The sequence below is a fragment of the Ruegeria sp. BHSA123 genome, assembly GCF_059613425.1.
This window is the reverse complement of sequence record NZ_JBXWSL010000056.1, coordinates 1-15,692: the sequence shown is the minus strand read 5'-3', so window position 1 is coordinate 15,692 and position 15,692 is coordinate 1. Positions and strand designations below refer to the sequence as shown.

Sequence of the window (15,692 nt, the reverse complement as noted above, 5' to 3'; positions counted from 1 at the left end):
CTTTACGGCATTAAGTTGTGACAACCTTCAGGGCAACGGTACTATCTTGCGCAACTGTGTTGTTGAACTGGCGCGCCGGACGGACCCTGATCTTGCGGATTGGATCGATCAGAACGGGGCGTTTCCGAATTCAATGGTGGATTGCATTGTTCCCGCCACCTCTGATCAAGTTCGGTCGCAGGCTCGAGCCCTAGGAATTGAAGACTGCGTTCCGGTGTCACACGAGAATTTCCGCCAATGGGTGATTGAGGATGATTTCTGCGCCGGGCGGCCAATGTTGGAGAATGTCGGCGTTACGATCACCAAGGACGTACACGCATATGAAACACTGAAACTGCGCATTCTGAACGGCGGGCACCAGATTCTGGCGAATGTGGGCGAGGTTCTGAACATCCCCACAATCTCGGACTGCATGAACGACCGGGAAATTTCGGCATTCTTCCTGAAAGTCCAGACCGAAGAAATTCTTCCTCATGCCAGTGCGGTTCCTGGGATGACACCGGAACAGTATCTGGATCTGGTTAAACGCAGATTTTCGAATACGGCTATTCACGATACCACGCGACGCGTGGCCTTTGATGGGTCTGCGCGCCACCCCGGTTTCCTGCTTCCGTCCATTCGCGATGCTCTGGCCTCGGGTACATCTGTCACTGGGCTGGCACTGGTTGAAGCTTTCTGGTGCCGGATGTGCGCCGGTCTGCGTGAGGATGGATCAGAGATTGCGCCCAATGATCCCATCTGGAGCGATTTGCAGAGTGCGGCCCTTGCCGCCAGGGGACGGCCCGAAAAGTGGCTTGAGGTAGCAAACCTGTACGGAAGTACTGGCCGTGAAGCCCAGTTTGCAGAATCCTTCACACGCTGGTTGCCACGGATCTGGCAGCACGGATGCCGGTCGACGATCAAAAGCTATGTGAATGCGCTTTCCTGACGGTTGTGATCTCGGTTCAGGTGGTTTCTATCGTTTCGCTGGTCATGGTGATGGGAAATATCACGACAAAAAAGAATGAGTATTGCACTGTGCTAGCCGGTACCGGGTCATTTCGAGTGATCACGCGGCAGGGCAGGGCGGAACACCGCCAGCAGCGGCAGAAGACACAGAACAGCCAGACCATAACGGATCGCAAGCATGGTCATCGGTTCCACATAGGGCAGCCCCATCTTGGCAAAACTGTAGCCACCCGCCCAGAACAGCACGAACAGACCGGTGCACCCAACCAGAATATCGATACCGCGCGGACCAAGGTCATCATCTACTCCAGCTTCGAAGATAACCGCCGAAGCATATCAAGGCACTGGGCCATCTGTTCGACCGAGACGTATTCATCCGGTTTATGCGCCTGATCGATTGATCCGGGACCGCAAACAACGACGTTCATCCCCAACTGCTGGAATATCCCGGCCTCGGTACCGAAGGGTACAACGTCGGCTCCGTTTGCCCCTGTCAGTTCCATCACAAGGTCACGCGCCTCGTTGTCGTCCATTGGTTCTAGCCCGTCGACCTCACCGATAATTTCGGTCTTGATACCAGCATCGGGGTGAATAGCCTGCATTGCCGGGATCAGGGTTTGCGCGCAAAACCGGTGCAGTTCGTCTTTGACGTAATCCGCATCCGCCTTTTGCACTGGTCGCATCTCCCAATCGACCCGCGCCTTACCGGGGATCACATTATGGGCCACCCCGCCCACCAACGTACCGGTATTTATTGTCGTCCATGGTGGGTCGAACGGGCTGTTTGCCGGTGCTCTCCCTTGCAAATCAGCCTTCAGCGTCAACAGTTTCGAGACGTATTGCACCGCGTATTCGACGGCGTTTACACCGCGCTCGGGGGCCGAGCCATGGCCTTCGAACCCGGTAAAATGCGCTGTATATTCATAGCAGCCCTTATGGCCCTCGATGATGCGCATCGAGGTGGGCTCGCCAATGATGACCACAGCGGGTTTGATCGCTTTCTTCCGCAGGGTCTTGGCCAAAGCCTGCGCGCCAAAACAGCCGATTTCTTCATCATATGTAAAGGCGAAATGCAATGGGCGCTGAAGATCCAGCTTTGCGTAATACGGGGCCATGACGACTGCCGCCGCGATAAACCCTTTCATATCGCAGGTGCCGCGACCAAACCACTTGCCGTCCCGCTCCTCCATCACGAATGGGTCCGAGGACCAGTCCTGATCCGTAACAGGCACCACATCGGAATGGCCTGATAGGACGATACCACCGTCGCGCTTGGGGCCCAATGAGGCAAAAAGATTGGCTTTGGTGCCGGTTTCGTCATGCCATATTTCCACCTCTGCACCGCAATCGCTCAACCGGTCCGCGAGGTGCTTGATCATGTCCAGGTTACTGTCTGACGAAACCGTGGGGAAGCTGATCAGTTCGCCCAGCAGGGTCTTGGCGTCTTCGAGGGTGCTCAAGGCTTAGTCTTTCACAAAGAGCTTTCGCTCGATATTGCATAGGGCTTCGGCGGGGCCGTTTTCAGTGATAAGAATGGTTTCCGTGGTCTCAAGGCCCCAGCTGTCCATCCACAACGCAGGCATGAAATGGAAAACCATGCCCGGTTGCAGAATGGTCTCGTCTTCGGCGCGGATCGACGCTGTCCGTTCGCCCCAATCTGGCGGATAGCTCAAACCGATAGGGTATCCCATGCGCCCCTCCCGTTCGATTCCGTGACGGGCAAGAACCTTAAGAAAAGCGTTTGCAATGTCGCTGGTCCGATTGCCAGCCCGGGCAGCCTCTAGACCCGCAGCTATCCCTTCGATCTGTGCGTGTTCCGCGTCCCGCATTTCCGGCGGCGGAGTGCCAAGATAAACCGTGCGGCAAAGCGGAGCGTGGTAGCGCCGATAGCAGCCTGACAGTTCGAAAAATGTTGCTTCACCCTTCTTCATCGGTGCGCCATTCCATGTCAGGTGCGCGGCTGTGGCATCCAGCCCTGAGGGTGTCAAAGGGACAATGGCTGGGTAATCCCCCCAATCATCCTCAACCCCGGTAATCCCGGCATGAAAGATATCTGCGACAAGGTCGTTCTTGCGCACTCCCACTGCAGCGCGATCAATGGCCGTTTGGATTACTTTTTCCGAAATCCGGGCCGCCTTGCGAATAAAGACAATTTCTTCTTCCGACTTGATTAGACGCTGCCAGTTTACCAGTGCCGTCGCATCCACCAGCGTCGCTTCGGGCAATTCCGTGCCCAAAACCTCGTGTGCCTTTGCGGAATAGTAATAGTTCTCCATCTCAACGCCGATGCGGGTTGTACCCAGCCCGAGCGCGCGAATGTGGCCCGCCAGATCCTGCATGGGATGGCGTATGGTTGATTGGACGTAGTGGTCTGCATAGCCGCGAATGTTGTCCTTGGACATCCAGCAAGTGCGCAACCCACCCAATGCATCCATCTGGCGTCCCCACCAAATCGGCTCACCTTCCATGCCGAGCAATACGCCCTGATGCACATAAAAGGACCAACCATCATAGCCAGTCAGCCAAGCCTGGTTCGAAGGGTCGGTGACAAACAGTAGCTCTAGCCCCGCTTTTTCCATAGCGCTTCGGGTCTTGGCGATCCTGCGGTCATATTCCGCTTGGCTGAAAGGGGCGTGTTCAATTGGCATGGCATCCTCGGAGGCTGAATCTGACATGTACTTGAACGCAATCTTACCAATTTGTACACAAATGAACTTGTGAGCGATACCTGAACCGCGACTCCTTTTAGAAACCAATGGATTATCTGATGGGGCGATCCCGGTATGGGAACAAAGTAGCCGCACTCAGCATCGAAGGACGCCGTAGAATGGAGCGCTGGATGCACGCGAAGGTCCCAGTTCAGCGGATAGCGCGCATCCGGAACCGCGCCAAAAGCCATGAGTCACCGAGGGTCACGAATAGCTCTTCAGACCTCATCTGATCGCGGTATTCACGGGTCTCTCGGCTATGTGTGCGGTTTTATGCTGCGCCAGAGCGAGGATCGGCATTTCTCCGCTGGATATGATTGCAAGATGGCAACGGTGGCGCCTGATTTCGTGGGTGGCATGGTGCGGGAGGTAGTTGTCCTGAGGCACAGTGAAGGCTCGCTGCCAAACCCCAGATGTCCAAGGACTCAACCAATGTTACACACTGCGCCCGCCTGTCGAGAGGCGGCCCCTTGTTTCGATGCATGTCGATCCAGCGCGCTCGACACCAACGGCACTCTCAATTCAACGTGTGCCGCGTCCCCCGTGGTGAACGAGGCAGAGTGTCAGAGCCTGCGCAACTCGACCGGTCAGGGGAATGCGCGCAATCTTTGGGGAATGGGTGCGTGGGGTGTGTTGGTGATAGTCCAAATCGCCGCATACGCCGCCATGTTCTATGGCGTGTTGGTTATGCATATCTCGCTGCTTCCTTACGTATTTCTGGTCACACTGACAGTCTTATTCTGGCTGGGTTACGATTGCATTCGCGATATGCGCAAGGATACTTCCTCAGCTACCGGTCAGAGATAGCTATCCATTCTTACCAAAATGACTTTGGGTCAACGAGAGTCGATATCTGTGGCCAAACTGCCGGAACCTGTGAAATGTTAGTGTCGCCCTTCGCGATTTCCTAGGGGCAGGGCGCTTTCAGGTTCATGACACACCCTTTCAACGGGGCATCATTCACGAAAGTCAGTGACAGAGCCGGTTGACAACAGGTTTTGTATTTTGGATACATTTGTCAGGGATATCGCAACGACCTGTATTGTCACTGAACGCTCTGACGACAAAGAGCCATGCGATTGTCTTGCCAAGTCCATTTCTGGGAGAAAATCATGAAACTCAATCTTCTGGCCGCAACCACGGCAATAGCCCTGTCGGGTGCCGTGGCACAGGCAAATACCCTGGTGTATTGTTCCGAAGGTTCACCCGAGGGGTTCGACCCTGCACTGTTTACCGCAGGAACAACCTTTGATGCCTCGTCGCATCCTATTTATAACCGGTTGCTGGAATTCGAAACCGGTACAACCAACGTGATCCCCGGTCTGGCTGAAAGTGTCGAGGCCAGTGATGATGGCCTGGAATACACCTTCAAGCTGCGCCAGGGTGTCAAATTCCATTCGAATGATGAATTCACCCCGACCCGCGATTTCAACGCCGATGACGTAATCTTCTCGTTCATGCGCCAAAAGGACGAGAACCACCCCTATAACCAAGTGTCTGGCGGCACGTGGGAATACTTCCAGGGTATGGGGATGCCGGATCTGGTCTCTTCTATCGAAAAGATTGATGACTACACGGTGAAGTTCACCCTGTCCAAGCCAGAGGCGCCTTTTGTTGCGAATATGGCGATGGATTTTGCATCGATCATGTCAGCCGAATATGGCGATGCCATGATGGCTGCCGGCACGCCTGAGAAACTGAATACCGCGCCCATCGGGACCGGGCCTTTCTCGTTCGTGGCCTATCAGAAAGACGCGGTGATCCGCTATGCCGCCAATGGCGATTATTGGAAGGAACCGGCGCAGGTCGAAAACCTGATCTTTGCCATTACGCCGGACGCGTCTGTTCGCTACCAGAAGCTGAAAGCTGGCGAGTGCCATGTGATGCCTTACCCGAACCCGGCTGACATTCAGGCGATGAAGGATGATGCAGACATCAACATGATGGAGCAGGAAGGGCTGAACGTCGGGTATCTTGCCTACAACACCACGATGGCGCCGTTCGACAACCCCAAGGTTCGCAAGGCGTTGAACATGGCGATCGACAAGCAGGCGATCATCGACGTGGTTTTCCAGGGCTCGGGCCAGGCTGCCAAGAACCCGATCCCGCCAACCATGTGGGGCTATAACGACGCTATTGTGGACGATGCCTATGATCCCGAAGCGGCCAAGGCCATGCTTGAGGCCGAAGGCGTCTCGGACCTTTCGATGAAGGTCTGGGCGATGCCGGTTCAGCGCCCCTATAACCCCAATGCCCGCCGCATGGCCGAGCTGATTCAGGCCGATTTTGCCAAGGTTGGTGTGGGCGTCGAAATCGTTTCGTACGAATGGGGCGAATACCTGTCACGCTCGAAAGAACTGAACCGCGACGGTGCTGTTCTGCTGGGCTGGACCGGGGATAACGGCGATCCGGACAACTTCCTGGCCGTTCTGCTGGGCTGTGACGGTGTCGAAGCATCGAACCGCGCGCAATGGTGCCACCAGCCGTTCGAGGATCTGATCCTGAAAGCCAAGCAAAGCACCGATCAGGCCGAGCGGACCAAACTGTATGAAGAAGCGCAGGTCGTGTTTAAAGAGCAGGCCCCATGGGCAACCATTGCTCACTCGGTTGTATTCATGCCGATGAGCAACAAGGTGCAAGGTTACAAAGTGCACCCGCTGGGCGGCCACATCTTCTATGGTGTGAGCGTCGAGTAAGCCACCACTCACTCACCGGAGCCGCCTGTTTGGCGGCTCCGGCTTTCTTATTGAGGAGGTCGGCCTGAATGCCGGATCTGTCCGAATATCGTCAACTGGCACGGGACATGTCAGTCGACGCTGTTGCTCTTGTACCTGGCCCGAATTTCACCCGCGCTTTGGGAAAAGCTTTCATGAGCCACGAACGGCCCTTCGTGGTTGTTGTCCCGCCTGAGGGACAGGCCGCAGCGATTGTGCCCAATCTGGAACTGGCCTCATGGGATCTTGTCGGATTCGAGGGCGCTGTTTTCGATTGGCGCGATCAGACCGGTTATGACGATGCGTTTACCGCATTGGCCGCACAAATGCCGATCCGCTCGCTTGCGGTGGAAGGTCAGGTGATGCGGGTTTTCGTCTCTGCGGCGTTCACCCGTGCTTTGCCGGGCTTACGGATCGTCGACGGTGAACGCGAAATCTCGGGCCTGCGCATAATCAAGACCGATGAAGACATTGCTGCGATGCAGGCGGCCATCGATATCTCGGAACGTGCTCTGGGTCGTGTGATTGCAGATGTGCGTGTCGGCCAGACCGAAAAACAGATCGAGCAAGCCCTGATACAGGCGCTGTTTGCAGAAGGGGCCGAGTCACTGGCGTTTTCACCCATCGTAGCGGCTGGCGACAATTCGGCACGGCCGCATGCGAAAGCGCGCAACGACTACCAGATCAGGGCAGGCGACGCGTTACTGTTCGATTTCGGTGCCCGCAAAGATGGTTTCGCCGCCGATATTACGCGAACTTTCTTTGTTCAGGACGTGTCAGACGAGGGCAGGGAAGTCTACGATGCCGTTCTGCGCGCCAACAAAGCCGGGTTCGAAGCCTGCCGCCCGGGTGTAACGGCCCATGACATCGACGATGCGGTCATAAGCGTGCTCGAGGCCTCGCCATTTGCGGATCGTATTCGCACCAAAACGGGTCACGGGTTGGGTCGGGATGTGCATGAGGCACCTTATATCATGCGTGGGAATCATCAGAAAATCCTGCCGGGTATGGTCTGGACGAATGAACCAGGTCTGTATGCGCTCGAAAGTTTTGGCGTTCGCATCGAAGATGATGTGCTTGTCACTGAGGATGGCTGCCGGTCGCTGACCCATTTCCCCAAAGAGCTTACAATCATAGGTCGCTGATGTTTGGTTACTTACTCACCCGCATTGGCCTGTTCGTCCCGACCTTTCTGGGCGTGACGTTGATTTCATTCATGTTTATCCGGGTGCTACCGGGTGATCCGATCATCGTTATGGCCGGCGAGCGCGGCATGACTGAAGAACGCTACCAGGAAATGGTAGAAAAGCTGGGTTTCGACAAACCGGTGTTGCAGCAATACTGGGAATACCTTGCCGGAGTTTTGCAGGGCGATCTCGGCGAAAGCTTTGTCACCAAAAAACCGGTCTGGGAGGAGTTCTTTTCGCTGTTCCCCGCGACAATGGAACTTTCGCTCTGCGCCATGATCTTCGCCATCGCTTTGGGTCTGCCTGCCGGCGTGATTGCGGCGGTGAACCGGGGGAAGTTTTTTGACAGGGCACTGATGTCTTCGGCATTGGTCGGATATTCGATGCCCATCTTCTGGTGGGCGCTGCTGCTGATCATCGTGTTTTCGGGCAATCTTGGCTGGACACCGGTGTCCGGCCGGATCGACCTACTTTATTACTTCCCAAGTGTCACTGGCTTTATGCTGATCGACAGTCTTTTGTCCGGACAGGAAGGCGCATTCGGGTCGGCCGTTCGTCATCTGATCCTTCCGACGATTGTGCTGGGTACTATTCCGCTGGCCGTGATCGCGCGTCAGACCCGGTCGGCGATGCTGGAGGTTCTGGGCGAGGATTACATCCGCACCGCGCGTGCCAAAGGGTTGTCGCCGACCCGGGTAAACGGGCTGCATGCGCTACGTAACGCGCTGATACCGGTTGTCACGGTGATCGGGTTGTCGGTTGGTACGTTGCTGGCGGGGGCAATTCTTACTGAAACCATCTTCAGCTGGCCGGGCATCGGCAAGTGGATGGTCGACAGTATTTTCCGCAGGGATTACCCGGTGGTGCAAGGGGGTTTGCTGATGATCGCGGTGATCGTGATGCTGGTGAACCTGCTGGTCGATGTTTTGTACGGCATCATCAACCCCAAAATCCGGAGACGATGATGACCGAGCTTTCGTCGAACCAACCAATGGCCGAAAATCGTCCCAGCGCACTGCGAGAGTTCTGGTACTATTTCAGCGAAAACCGCGGTGCCGTGATCGGGTTGTGGGTTTTTGCCGCCTTTGTGTTCTGTGCGGCCTTTGCCCCTTTGTTGGCCCCCTATGATCCGACCGAACAGTTCCGGGACCATATCCTGCAACCCCCTGCCTGGCAGGAAGGCGGAAGCTGGGCCTTCCCGTTGGGCACCGATCCATTGGGCAGGGATATGCTGTCGCGGCTGATCATGGGTTCACGCTATTCCTTCTTTGTGGGGATCGTTGTGGTCTGTGTTGCCGTAACGGGCGGCGTAATGGTCGGCCTTCTGTCGGGTTTTGCGCCCAAATGGGTTGATACGTTGATTATGCGGGTGATGGACATCGTCCTGGCTTTCCCGTCTCTGCTGCTCGCCCTTGTTCTGGTCGCCATTCTGGGCCCATCACTGACCAATGCGATGATTGCTATCGCCATCGTGTTTCAACCGCATTACGTGCGCCTGACCCGCGCGTCGGTTCTGGCGGAACGGCAAAAAGACTATGTGACCTCGGCTCGTGTGGCCGGTGCTGGCAAGTCGCGGCTGATGTTCATCACGGTATTGCCCAACTGTCTGGCGCCAATCATCGTTCAGGCGGCCCTGTCTTTTTCGACTGCCATTCTGGACGCGGCGGCCCTTGGGTTTCTGGGCATGGGCGCGCAGCCCCCCACACCAGAATGGGGCACCATGCTGGCTGAAGCGCGCGAGTTCATCCTGCGCGCATGGTGGGTTGTAACCTTCCCCGGTCTCGCGATTCTGGTCACCGTGCTTGCCATCAATCTGATGGGTGACGGGTTGCGGGATGCGCTGGACCCGAAACTGAAACGGAGCTGATCGCATGAGCCTTTTGCAGATCCGTAATCTGACTGTCGAGTTCGCCACATCTTCGGGTAGTTTCCGCGCCGTGGACGGTGTTGACCTGTCGGTCGACAAAGGCGAATTGCTGGCCATCGTCGGCGAAAGCGGTTCGGGCAAGTCCGTGTCGATGCTGGCACTGATGGGCTTGCTGCCCTGGACCGCCACGATCACCGCCGATGAGATGAGCTTTGAGGGCCGTGACCTGTCCGGTATCTCGGCCCGCGAACGGCGCAAGATCATTGGTAAGGACATGGCGATGATCTTTCAGGAACCGATGTCCTCGCTGAACCCCTGTTTTACTGTCGGGTTTCAGATCAAAGAGGCATTGCGCATCCACCTTGGCCTGAACCGAAAAGAGCGTCACGAGCGTGCGGTCGAATTGTTCGATCAGGTTGGCATTCCCGCGCCTGAAAGCCGCCTGAATTCCTTTCCGCATCAAATGTCAGGGGGCATGAACCAACGGGTTGTGATCGCGATGGCCATTGCCTGCAACCCCAAGCTGCTGATCGCGGATGAACCGACCACGGCGCTGGACGTGACCATTCAGGCGCAGATTCTGGATCTGTTGATCCGGTTGCGTAATGAGCATGGCATGGGTCTGGTTCTGATCACCCATGACATGGGTGTCGTGGCGGAAACCGCCGAGCGGGTTCAGGTGCAATATGCCGGGCAAAAGGTTGAAGAACAGCCTGTCAGGGATTTGTTTCGAACGCCGCGTCATCCCTATACCACGGCCCTGCTAAGTGCTTTGCCGGAGCGGGCAACGTCCAAGATTCTGCCGACGATTCCAGGTGTTGTACCTGGGCAATTCGACCGGCCAAAAGGATGCCTTTTCAGCCCACGGTGCCGCTTTGCCGATGCGACCTGCGCTCAGACCCCGCCGACCCCTCATGCCGAGGCATTTGGCAAGGCGCGCTGTCACCATGTTGAAAAGATTGCCGCCGGAGAGCTGGTATGACCACACCTATCGTTCAGGCCAACGCCCTGGCCCGGTTTTACACGGTCAAAGGCGGGTTGCTGTCCAGACCCGCAACCGTAAAGGCGCTGTCGGGGGTGGATTTCGACCTGCAACCGGGAAAAACATTGGCCATTGTCGGAGAGTCAGGCTGTGGCAAGTCTACGCTGGCCAGACTGATCACAATGATCGAAGAACCAACCTCGGGCAGCCTGACGATAAACGGGGTCGAAATTACCCCTTCGCAATGGAGCAAGATGCGAGAGACGGTGCAGATCGTCTTTCAGGATCCCTATAGCTCGTTGAATCCGCGTCAGCGCATCGGCCAGATCCTGCAGGAACCGCTGATCATCAACCGGCCTCAGATGACGGCCGCCGACCGTGAAATGCAGGCACGCAAGATGATCGAGATGGTGGGCCTGCGCCCGGAACATTATGACCGCTATCCGCATATGTTCTCGGGTGGGCAGCGCCAGCGGATCGCCATTGCGCGGGCGCTTATGCTGGACCCAAAGGTGCTGGTTCTGGATGAACCTGTCTCGGCACTGGATGTGTCGATTCAATCGCAGATCCTGAACTTGCTGGTCGATCTTCAGGAACGGCTGAACTTGGCCTACCTGTTCATTTCACATGACTTGTCGGTTGTCCGGCATTTCGCCGACGACGTGATTGTCATGTATCTGGGGCGCGCGGTCGAAAAAGGTCCGAAAGAGAAGCTGTTCGCTGCTCCCCGACATCCGTACTCCAAGGCGTTGCTCTCCACGACGCCCCGTGCCGACCCGGATGCCCGGAAAGAGCGGATCAAGCTGGAAGGCGAGTTGCCGTCACCCATGAACATCCCGAAAGGGTGCGCTTTTGCGCAACGATGCTGGCTCGCGACTGAACAGTGCAGGCAAACATTGCCTGAACTGGATGATGAAATTCATCAGGTCGCGTGTCTGCATCCTCTTTTCTGAAAAACCAGATGGCCAGCGAAAACGCCCGGGCCTTAGGACCGGGCGTTAGAAAATCCGCACGTCCTTGAAGGCGTCAGAGCCCCCATTTCTCGCGGTTTGCTTCAAAGAAGCCTTCCGCTTTTTTCACTTCGATCCAGTTGTTTACATAATTTATCCAGATCTGGTCGCCTTGTGGCAGGATCATTGCAATCGGCGAAGGTGACCGGGGGCCGGCGTTTTTCACGCGCTCTACTGGAAACTTCTCCTCTAGTGTCGATCCTTCGATGTTCGACGTGATGAACACATCAGCACGACCGGCGATAACTTCCTGAAAACCGCGGGCTGGGGCCTCGACCACCTTGATCTCGGCGTTAGGGAACCACTCGCGGACCCGTTTTTCAAACGTGGTGCCCAAAGTCGTCGCGACCTTAACTCCGGGTTGATTGATCGAGTCATATCCGTCGAATTTTTCGACCTTGTCCTTGGTGGTGTAGGGGAAGAGTTCCACCGAGATATAGCTGTCTGAAAAACCCGCAACTTTCATGCGCGGTGGTGAAATCGATGCCGACCCGGTCAGGTGGTACTTGCCCGCGACCACACCATTCACCAGTGTTTTCCAGTCGGTGGGGACAAATTCTACCTCAACCCCAAGATCGGCGGCCAGTGCATTCATGATGTCGATGTCGTACCCTTTGTAGCTGTTGGTTGCCGGGTCGCGCAGTGTCATAGGGTTCCAGTCACCTGTGGTGCCAACCTTGAGCACGCCGGAATCCAGAATCTCGTTCAGCGCAGATTGCGCCTGTGCGGAACCTGACAATACAAGCCCCAACACGGCAGCCGCCGCGGCTTTCCAAAAAACGCTCATAGGTATCTCCCGTTGGTGGCGTTACGATCTTGTGATCGTATTCTTCATTGATTTAAGTCTAAAGGGAAAGATAACCTCAAGAAAATTTTATACTGAGGCTAAAATAGGGGCAATTCAGCTTATGCCAGACGCCGCAATCGAACTTGTGGATGTGAATAAGTGGTTTGATACCTTTCACGTTCTCAAGGACATCAATCTGACAGTTAACAGCGGCGAAAAGGTGGTAATTTGCGGACCTTCCGGGTCAGGAAAATCGACCGTTGTGAGATGTATCAACCAGTTGGAAAAGCACCAGAAAGGTACCATTCGTGTAGACGGGATTGAGCTGACGGATGATGCAAAATCTGCGGCAACCATTCGGTCAGAAGTCGGGATGGTTTTCCAGCAATTCAATCTGTTTCCACATTTGACCGTTTTGGAGAACCTAACTCTGGGCCCGATCAAAGCGCGCGGCCTGAGCCGGAAGGACGCGGAAGAAAAAGCGCGCCATTATCTGGATCGGGTACATATTCCCGATCAGGCGGACAAAAAGCCCATGCAGTTGTCCGGTGGTCAGCAACAGCGCGTGGCCATCGCGCGGTCCCTGTGCATGGAGCCACGCGTGCTGTTGTTTGATGAACCCACGTCGGCGCTGGACCCCGAGATGATCTCGGAAGTGTTGGAAGTTATGGTGGAACTGGCGAATGAGGGCATGACCATGGTGGTCGTGACCCACGAGATGGGGTTTGCCCGCAAAGTGGCTGACAAGATGATCTTCATGGATGCTGGTGAGATCGTCGAAGAAGGCAAGCCGGAACATTTCTTCACCAACCCTCAGTCTGATCGGTGTCGCAAATTCCTGTCTCAGATACTACAGCACTAAGAGGGGCAGATGAAAAAACTCTTTATGATAATGCCCCTGCTGATGCTCACAGGCTGTTCGTCGTCCCAGACCTGGGGTTGGTATGTGATCAACCCGACCACAGCATCGGGTTGGATCAATGTAAAATTCCTGATCTCAGGGATGGGGGCAACGATCCAGATTTCACTGATCGCGGCCGTGTTGTCGATCGTACTGGGGCTGATGGTGGCCCTGCCGGGATTGTCCGAGAAACGCGGCTGGCGGCTGGTCAACCGTGTTTACGTTGAATTCATTCGCGCCATTCCCCTGCTGCCGATGCTGTTCTGGGTCTTTTACGGATTGCCCATTGTGTTCAAGTCGATGGGCATGAATGTCCCCATCGATCCCTTTTGGGGTGCGATCATCACATTGGCGATTTCTGACAGCGCCTTCACTGCCGAGATTTACCGCGCAGGAATTCAATCCATTGCGCGTGGTCAGAGCGAAGCGGCGCAGACCATCGGGCTGAACTATATGCAGACCATGCGCTATGTGATCCTGCCGCAGGCAATCCGGCGCATTCTGCCGCCCTTGGCAAACCAGTTCATCTACATCGTCAAGATGAGCGCATTCGCCAGCGTCATCGGGATGCAGGAACTGACCCGGCGCGCGAATGAGCTGGTGGTCACGGAATACCGCCCGTTGGAAATCTATACCCTGTTGATCTTTGAATACCTGATCCTGGTTCTGATCATCAGTGCCGGTGTGCGCTGGCTGGAGCGTCGCATGGGCGCGGACGAGCGCGGTTAAGGAGACTGGATATGGACTGGAAAGCTTTCATGGCCGAGACCGAGGCCAATATCGGAACTTTTTCGAAGGAGGTGCCCGAAACCGTGCGCGGCTTTGGCATCATGGGCAAGGCCGCCAAGACCGATGGCGCGCTGAGTGAGAAAACCAAGGAATTCATGGCCCTTGGCATCGCCATTGCGACCCGCTGCGACAGCTGCATCGGATTTCACGTGCGTTCCCTTGTCCGGCTGGGTGCCACCCGAGACGAGATGTGCGAGGCATTGGCGATGGCGACCTATATGGGTGGCGGGCCGTCTTATGCCTACAGCGCCAAAGCGTTGAAGGCTTATGATGTGTTTTCTGGGTAATTGCCACGCAAATCACTAAAGCGGTTAGTGATCATCCGTTTGGTTCCGGTTTCATTTGCCCCATGCCTCCAGCGTTTTCTTCGGCGGTTTTGCGAATAATTGCGCCAATTTTCAGGAGGTTTTCGCCCAGCGGGTTGGTCTTTCGCCAGATCAGGCCGATGGTCCGGGTTGGTGGAGTATCCTGAAAGCGGGCGATGGACACGTCGGCAGACCGGGTTTCCAGCCCCACGGCCATTTCCGGTATCAGCGTCACACCGATGCCCGCCCCGACCATCTGCACCAATGTGGACAGAGAGCTGCCCTCCATAATGTGTTGCGGTTCGATATTGCGGATCGAACAGAATGAAAGCGCCTGATCCCTGAAACAATGCCCTTCTTCCAGCAACAGCAGCCGCATGGTTCTGAGCTGTGACGAACTTGGCATTGGCAACCCGGCGTCCCGCGCCGGGCGAACCAGCAGAAAGTCTTCGTTAAACAACGAAAATTCCCGAAGGCTAGGTTCCGAGACCGGCAAAGCGACAACGGCAAAATCCAGTCTGGAGTCCAAAATTTCGCCGATCAGGGTTTGGGTGATGGTCTCTTTGGGTTCGATCGTCAGCTGCGGGAATCGTTGCGACAGTGCCTTAATGATTGATGGCAGCAAATAAGGCGCGACCGTGGGGATGACCCCGATTCTGATGCGACCCGACAAGGGACCAGCGGAAGATTGCACAAGAATCCCCAAATCTTCGACCCGCGTCAGGATTTCGCGGCCATGTTTTAGGACATCTTCGCCAAGCGCGGTCAGGCGGGTTTCGCGTGCTGCGCGTTCGACCAAGGGGCCACCCATTATGGCCTCCAGCTCCTTGATTTGTATGGAAAGCGCGGGTTGCGATATCGCGCTGGCCGCCGCCGCCTTGCCAAAGTGGCCGTGGGTGGCAAGCGCTTCGAAGTAGCGCAGGTGTTTAAGTGTGAGTGACTTCATAGGAAAAATTAATTGCAACGATAGTAATTACAAATTTCCAATTATCGAAACCGTAAGGTACGAGTCAAGACATCTGAACCCCTCGGTAAATACTCAGGAGATTTACAATGGACGGTAATCCCCACAATCACCAATCCGGCGGCTGCCCAGTCTTGCATGGCGGGAACACGGGCACGGGCAACTCTGTCACCAAATGGTGGCCGGATGCGCTAAACCTGGACATTCTGAGCCAGCACGACACCCGCACCAACCCGATGGACGCGGATTACAAACACCGCGAGGCAGTCAAAGGGCTGGATTTCAACGCTGTTCGTGCTGACGTCGAAGCGTTGCTGACCGACAGTCAGGACTGGTGGCCGGCCGATTGGGGCCACTATGGCGGCCTGATGATTCGACTGGCGTGGCACTCTGCCGGGTCGTACCGTCTGGGGGATGGTCGTGGTGGCGCAGGCTCGGGCAACATCCGTTTTGCACCGCTGAACTCGTGGCCGGATAATGCCAGCCTTGATAAAGCGCGCCGTCTGTTGTGGCCGGTGAAAAAGAAATAC

Annotated in this window: 17 protein-coding genes; 12 read left to right on the top strand and 5 right to left on the bottom strand. The window is 55.9% G+C overall.

The features are described 5' to 3' along the window. A partial coding sequence (locus AC2FNC_RS17250; protein WP_496716056.1) for a mannitol dehydrogenase family protein occupies positions 1–928 on the top strand: 928 nt, incomplete at its 5' end. 107 nt (positions 929–1,035) lie between these two features. Here AC2FNC_RS17250 and AC2FNC_RS17245 read toward each other — a convergent pair. From AC2FNC_RS17245 to AC2FNC_RS17235, 3 genes are read right to left on the bottom strand one after another with little or no spacing between them, the layout of a single operon-like run. Beyond that, positions 1,036–1,194 carry an EamA family transporter gene (locus AC2FNC_RS17245; RefSeq protein ID WP_480477623.1) on the bottom strand — a complete coding sequence of 53 codons (159 nt, stop codon included), beginning with the start codon at positions 1,192–1,194 and terminating at the stop codon, positions 1,036–1,038. Positions 1,195–1,250: 56 nt separating this feature from the next. Continuing rightward, the gene (gene argE, locus AC2FNC_RS17240; protein WP_480520846.1) at positions 1,251–2,408 is read right to left on the bottom strand and encodes an acetylornithine deacetylase; all 1,158 of its coding nucleotides are present in this window, start codon (positions 2,406–2,408) and stop codon (positions 1,251–1,253) included. A 3-nt stretch (positions 2,409–2,411) separates the two neighbouring features. Beyond that, the gene (locus tag AC2FNC_RS17235; protein ID WP_480520844.1) at positions 2,412–3,623 is read right to left on the bottom strand and encodes a M24 family metallopeptidase; all 1,212 of its coding nucleotides are present in this window, start codon (positions 3,621–3,623) and stop codon (positions 2,412–2,414) included. A 465-nt stretch (positions 3,624–4,088) separates the two neighbouring features. Between AC2FNC_RS17235 and AC2FNC_RS17230 the strand changes: the two genes are divergently transcribed. The 7 genes from AC2FNC_RS17230 (at position 4,089) to AC2FNC_RS17200 (ending at position 11,359) form a co-directional block, all read left to right on the top strand. Next, complete coding sequence (locus AC2FNC_RS17230; protein ID WP_496716055.1) at positions 4,089–4,463, top strand: hypothetical protein; 375 nt, start codon at positions 4,089–4,091, stop codon at positions 4,461–4,463. 305 nt (positions 4,464–4,768) lie between these two features. Next, a complete protein-coding gene (locus tag AC2FNC_RS17225) occupies positions 4,769–6,352 on the top strand; it encodes an ABC transporter substrate-binding protein (protein WP_496716054.1) in 1,584 nt (527 codons plus the stop codon). Positions 6,353–6,420: 68 nt separating this feature from the next. Beyond that, on the top strand, positions 6,421–7,515 hold the full coding sequence (locus AC2FNC_RS17220) for a M24 family metallopeptidase (RefSeq protein WP_496716053.1): 1,095 nt from the start codon (positions 6,421–6,423) through the stop codon (positions 7,513–7,515). Beyond that, entirely contained in the window at positions 7,515–8,522 is a 1,008-nt protein-coding gene (locus tag AC2FNC_RS17215; RefSeq protein WP_480477613.1) for an ABC transporter permease subunit, read from the top strand. Before AC2FNC_RS17220 ends, AC2FNC_RS17215 begins: the two co-directional genes overlap by 1 nt. Next, on the top strand, positions 8,522–9,424 hold the full coding sequence (locus tag AC2FNC_RS17210; protein ID WP_480488831.1) for an ABC transporter permease subunit: 903 nt from the start codon (positions 8,522–8,524) through the stop codon (positions 9,422–9,424). The genes AC2FNC_RS17215 and AC2FNC_RS17210 overlap by 1 nt, the downstream gene beginning before the upstream one ends. 4 nt (positions 9,425–9,428) lie before the next feature. Next, positions 9,429–10,406, top strand: a complete 978-nt coding sequence (locus tag AC2FNC_RS17205) for an ABC transporter ATP-binding protein (protein WP_480555657.1) — start codon at positions 9,429–9,431, stop codon at positions 10,404–10,406. Beyond that, positions 10,403–11,359 (top strand): ABC transporter ATP-binding protein, encoded by a 957-nt coding sequence (locus tag AC2FNC_RS17200; RefSeq protein ID WP_496716052.1) that lies wholly within the window; start codon positions 10,403–10,405, stop codon positions 11,357–11,359. The genes AC2FNC_RS17205 and AC2FNC_RS17200 overlap by 4 nt, the downstream gene beginning before the upstream one ends. Before the next feature lie 73 nt (positions 11,360–11,432). Here AC2FNC_RS17200 and AC2FNC_RS17195 read toward each other — a convergent pair whose 3' ends face one another. After that, complete coding sequence (locus AC2FNC_RS17195) at positions 11,433–12,203, bottom strand: transporter substrate-binding domain-containing protein (protein ID WP_496716051.1); 771 nt, start codon at positions 12,201–12,203, stop codon at positions 11,433–11,435. Between the two features lie 121 nt (positions 12,204–12,324). Here AC2FNC_RS17195 and AC2FNC_RS17190 point away from each other — a divergent pair, with 121 nt between their 5' ends. Genes AC2FNC_RS17190 through AC2FNC_RS17180 form a run of 3 tightly spaced genes read left to right on the top strand, consistent with a single transcriptional unit; the run spans position 12,325 to position 14,180 of the window. Next, positions 12,325–13,065, top strand: coding sequence for an amino acid ABC transporter ATP-binding protein (locus AC2FNC_RS17190; RefSeq protein WP_480477603.1), 741 nt, complete (start codon positions 12,325–12,327; stop codon positions 13,063–13,065). Between the two features lie 9 nt (positions 13,066–13,074). After that, on the top strand, positions 13,075–13,833 hold the full coding sequence (locus tag AC2FNC_RS17185; protein ID WP_480477601.1) for an amino acid ABC transporter permease: 759 nt from the start codon (positions 13,075–13,077) through the stop codon (positions 13,831–13,833). An 11-nt stretch (positions 13,834–13,844) separates the two neighbouring features. After that, positions 13,845–14,180 carry a carboxymuconolactone decarboxylase family protein gene (locus AC2FNC_RS17180; RefSeq protein WP_480477599.1) on the top strand — a complete coding sequence of 112 codons (336 nt, stop codon included), beginning with the start codon at positions 13,845–13,847 and terminating at the stop codon, positions 14,178–14,180. 31 nt (positions 14,181–14,211) lie between these two features. Here the strand turns inward: AC2FNC_RS17180 and AC2FNC_RS17175 are convergent, their stop codons facing one another. After that, positions 14,212–15,144 (bottom strand): hydrogen peroxide-inducible genes activator, encoded by a 933-nt coding sequence (locus tag AC2FNC_RS17175; RefSeq protein ID WP_496716049.1) that lies wholly within the window; start codon positions 15,142–15,144, stop codon positions 14,212–14,214. Positions 15,145–15,251: 107 nt separating this feature from the next. Here AC2FNC_RS17175 and AC2FNC_RS17170 point away from each other — a divergent pair. After that, the coding region (locus AC2FNC_RS17170; protein ID WP_496716048.1) for a peroxidase family protein at positions 15,252–15,692 on the top strand (441 nt) is incomplete at its 3' end.

What these genes read in the sequence shown, in the direction of transcription:
- AC2FNC_RS17235 (WP_480520844.1), bottom strand. Translation starts at nt 3,623, where the DNA reads ATGTCAGATTCAGCCTCCGAGGATGCCATGCCAATTGAACACGCCCCT.
- AC2FNC_RS17230 (WP_496716055.1), top strand. Translation starts at nt 4,089, where the DNA reads ATGTTACACACTGCGCCCGCCTGTCGAGAGGCGGCCCCTTGTTTCGAT.
- AC2FNC_RS17225 (WP_496716054.1), top strand. Translation starts at nt 4,769, where the DNA reads ATGAAACTCAATCTTCTGGCCGCAACCACGGCAATAGCCCTGTCGGGT.
- AC2FNC_RS17220 (WP_496716053.1), top strand. Translation starts at nt 6,421, where the DNA reads ATGCCGGATCTGTCCGAATATCGTCAACTGGCACGGGACATGTCAGTC.
- AC2FNC_RS17215 (WP_480477613.1), top strand. Translation starts at nt 7,515, where the DNA reads ATGTTTGGTTACTTACTCACCCGCATTGGCCTGTTCGTCCCGACCTTT.
- AC2FNC_RS17210 (WP_480488831.1), top strand. Translation starts at nt 8,522, where the DNA reads ATGACCGAGCTTTCGTCGAACCAACCAATGGCCGAAAATCGTCCCAGC.
- AC2FNC_RS17205 (WP_480555657.1), top strand. Translation starts at nt 9,429, where the DNA reads ATGAGCCTTTTGCAGATCCGTAATCTGACTGTCGAGTTCGCCACATCT.
- AC2FNC_RS17200 (WP_496716052.1), top strand. Translation starts at nt 10,403, where the DNA reads ATGACCACACCTATCGTTCAGGCCAACGCCCTGGCCCGGTTTTACACG.
- AC2FNC_RS17195 (WP_496716051.1), bottom strand. Translation starts at nt 12,203, where the DNA reads ATGAGCGTTTTTTGGAAAGCCGCGGCGGCTGCCGTGTTGGGGCTTGTA.
- AC2FNC_RS17190 (WP_480477603.1), top strand. Translation starts at nt 12,325, where the DNA reads ATGCCAGACGCCGCAATCGAACTTGTGGATGTGAATAAGTGGTTTGAT.
- AC2FNC_RS17185 (WP_480477601.1), top strand. Translation starts at nt 13,075, where the DNA reads ATGAAAAAACTCTTTATGATAATGCCCCTGCTGATGCTCACAGGCTGT.
- AC2FNC_RS17180 (WP_480477599.1), top strand. Translation starts at nt 13,845, where the DNA reads ATGGACTGGAAAGCTTTCATGGCCGAGACCGAGGCCAATATCGGAACT.
- AC2FNC_RS17175 (WP_496716049.1), bottom strand. Translation starts at nt 15,144, where the DNA reads ATGAAGTCACTCACACTTAAACACCTGCGCTACTTCGAAGCGCTTGCC.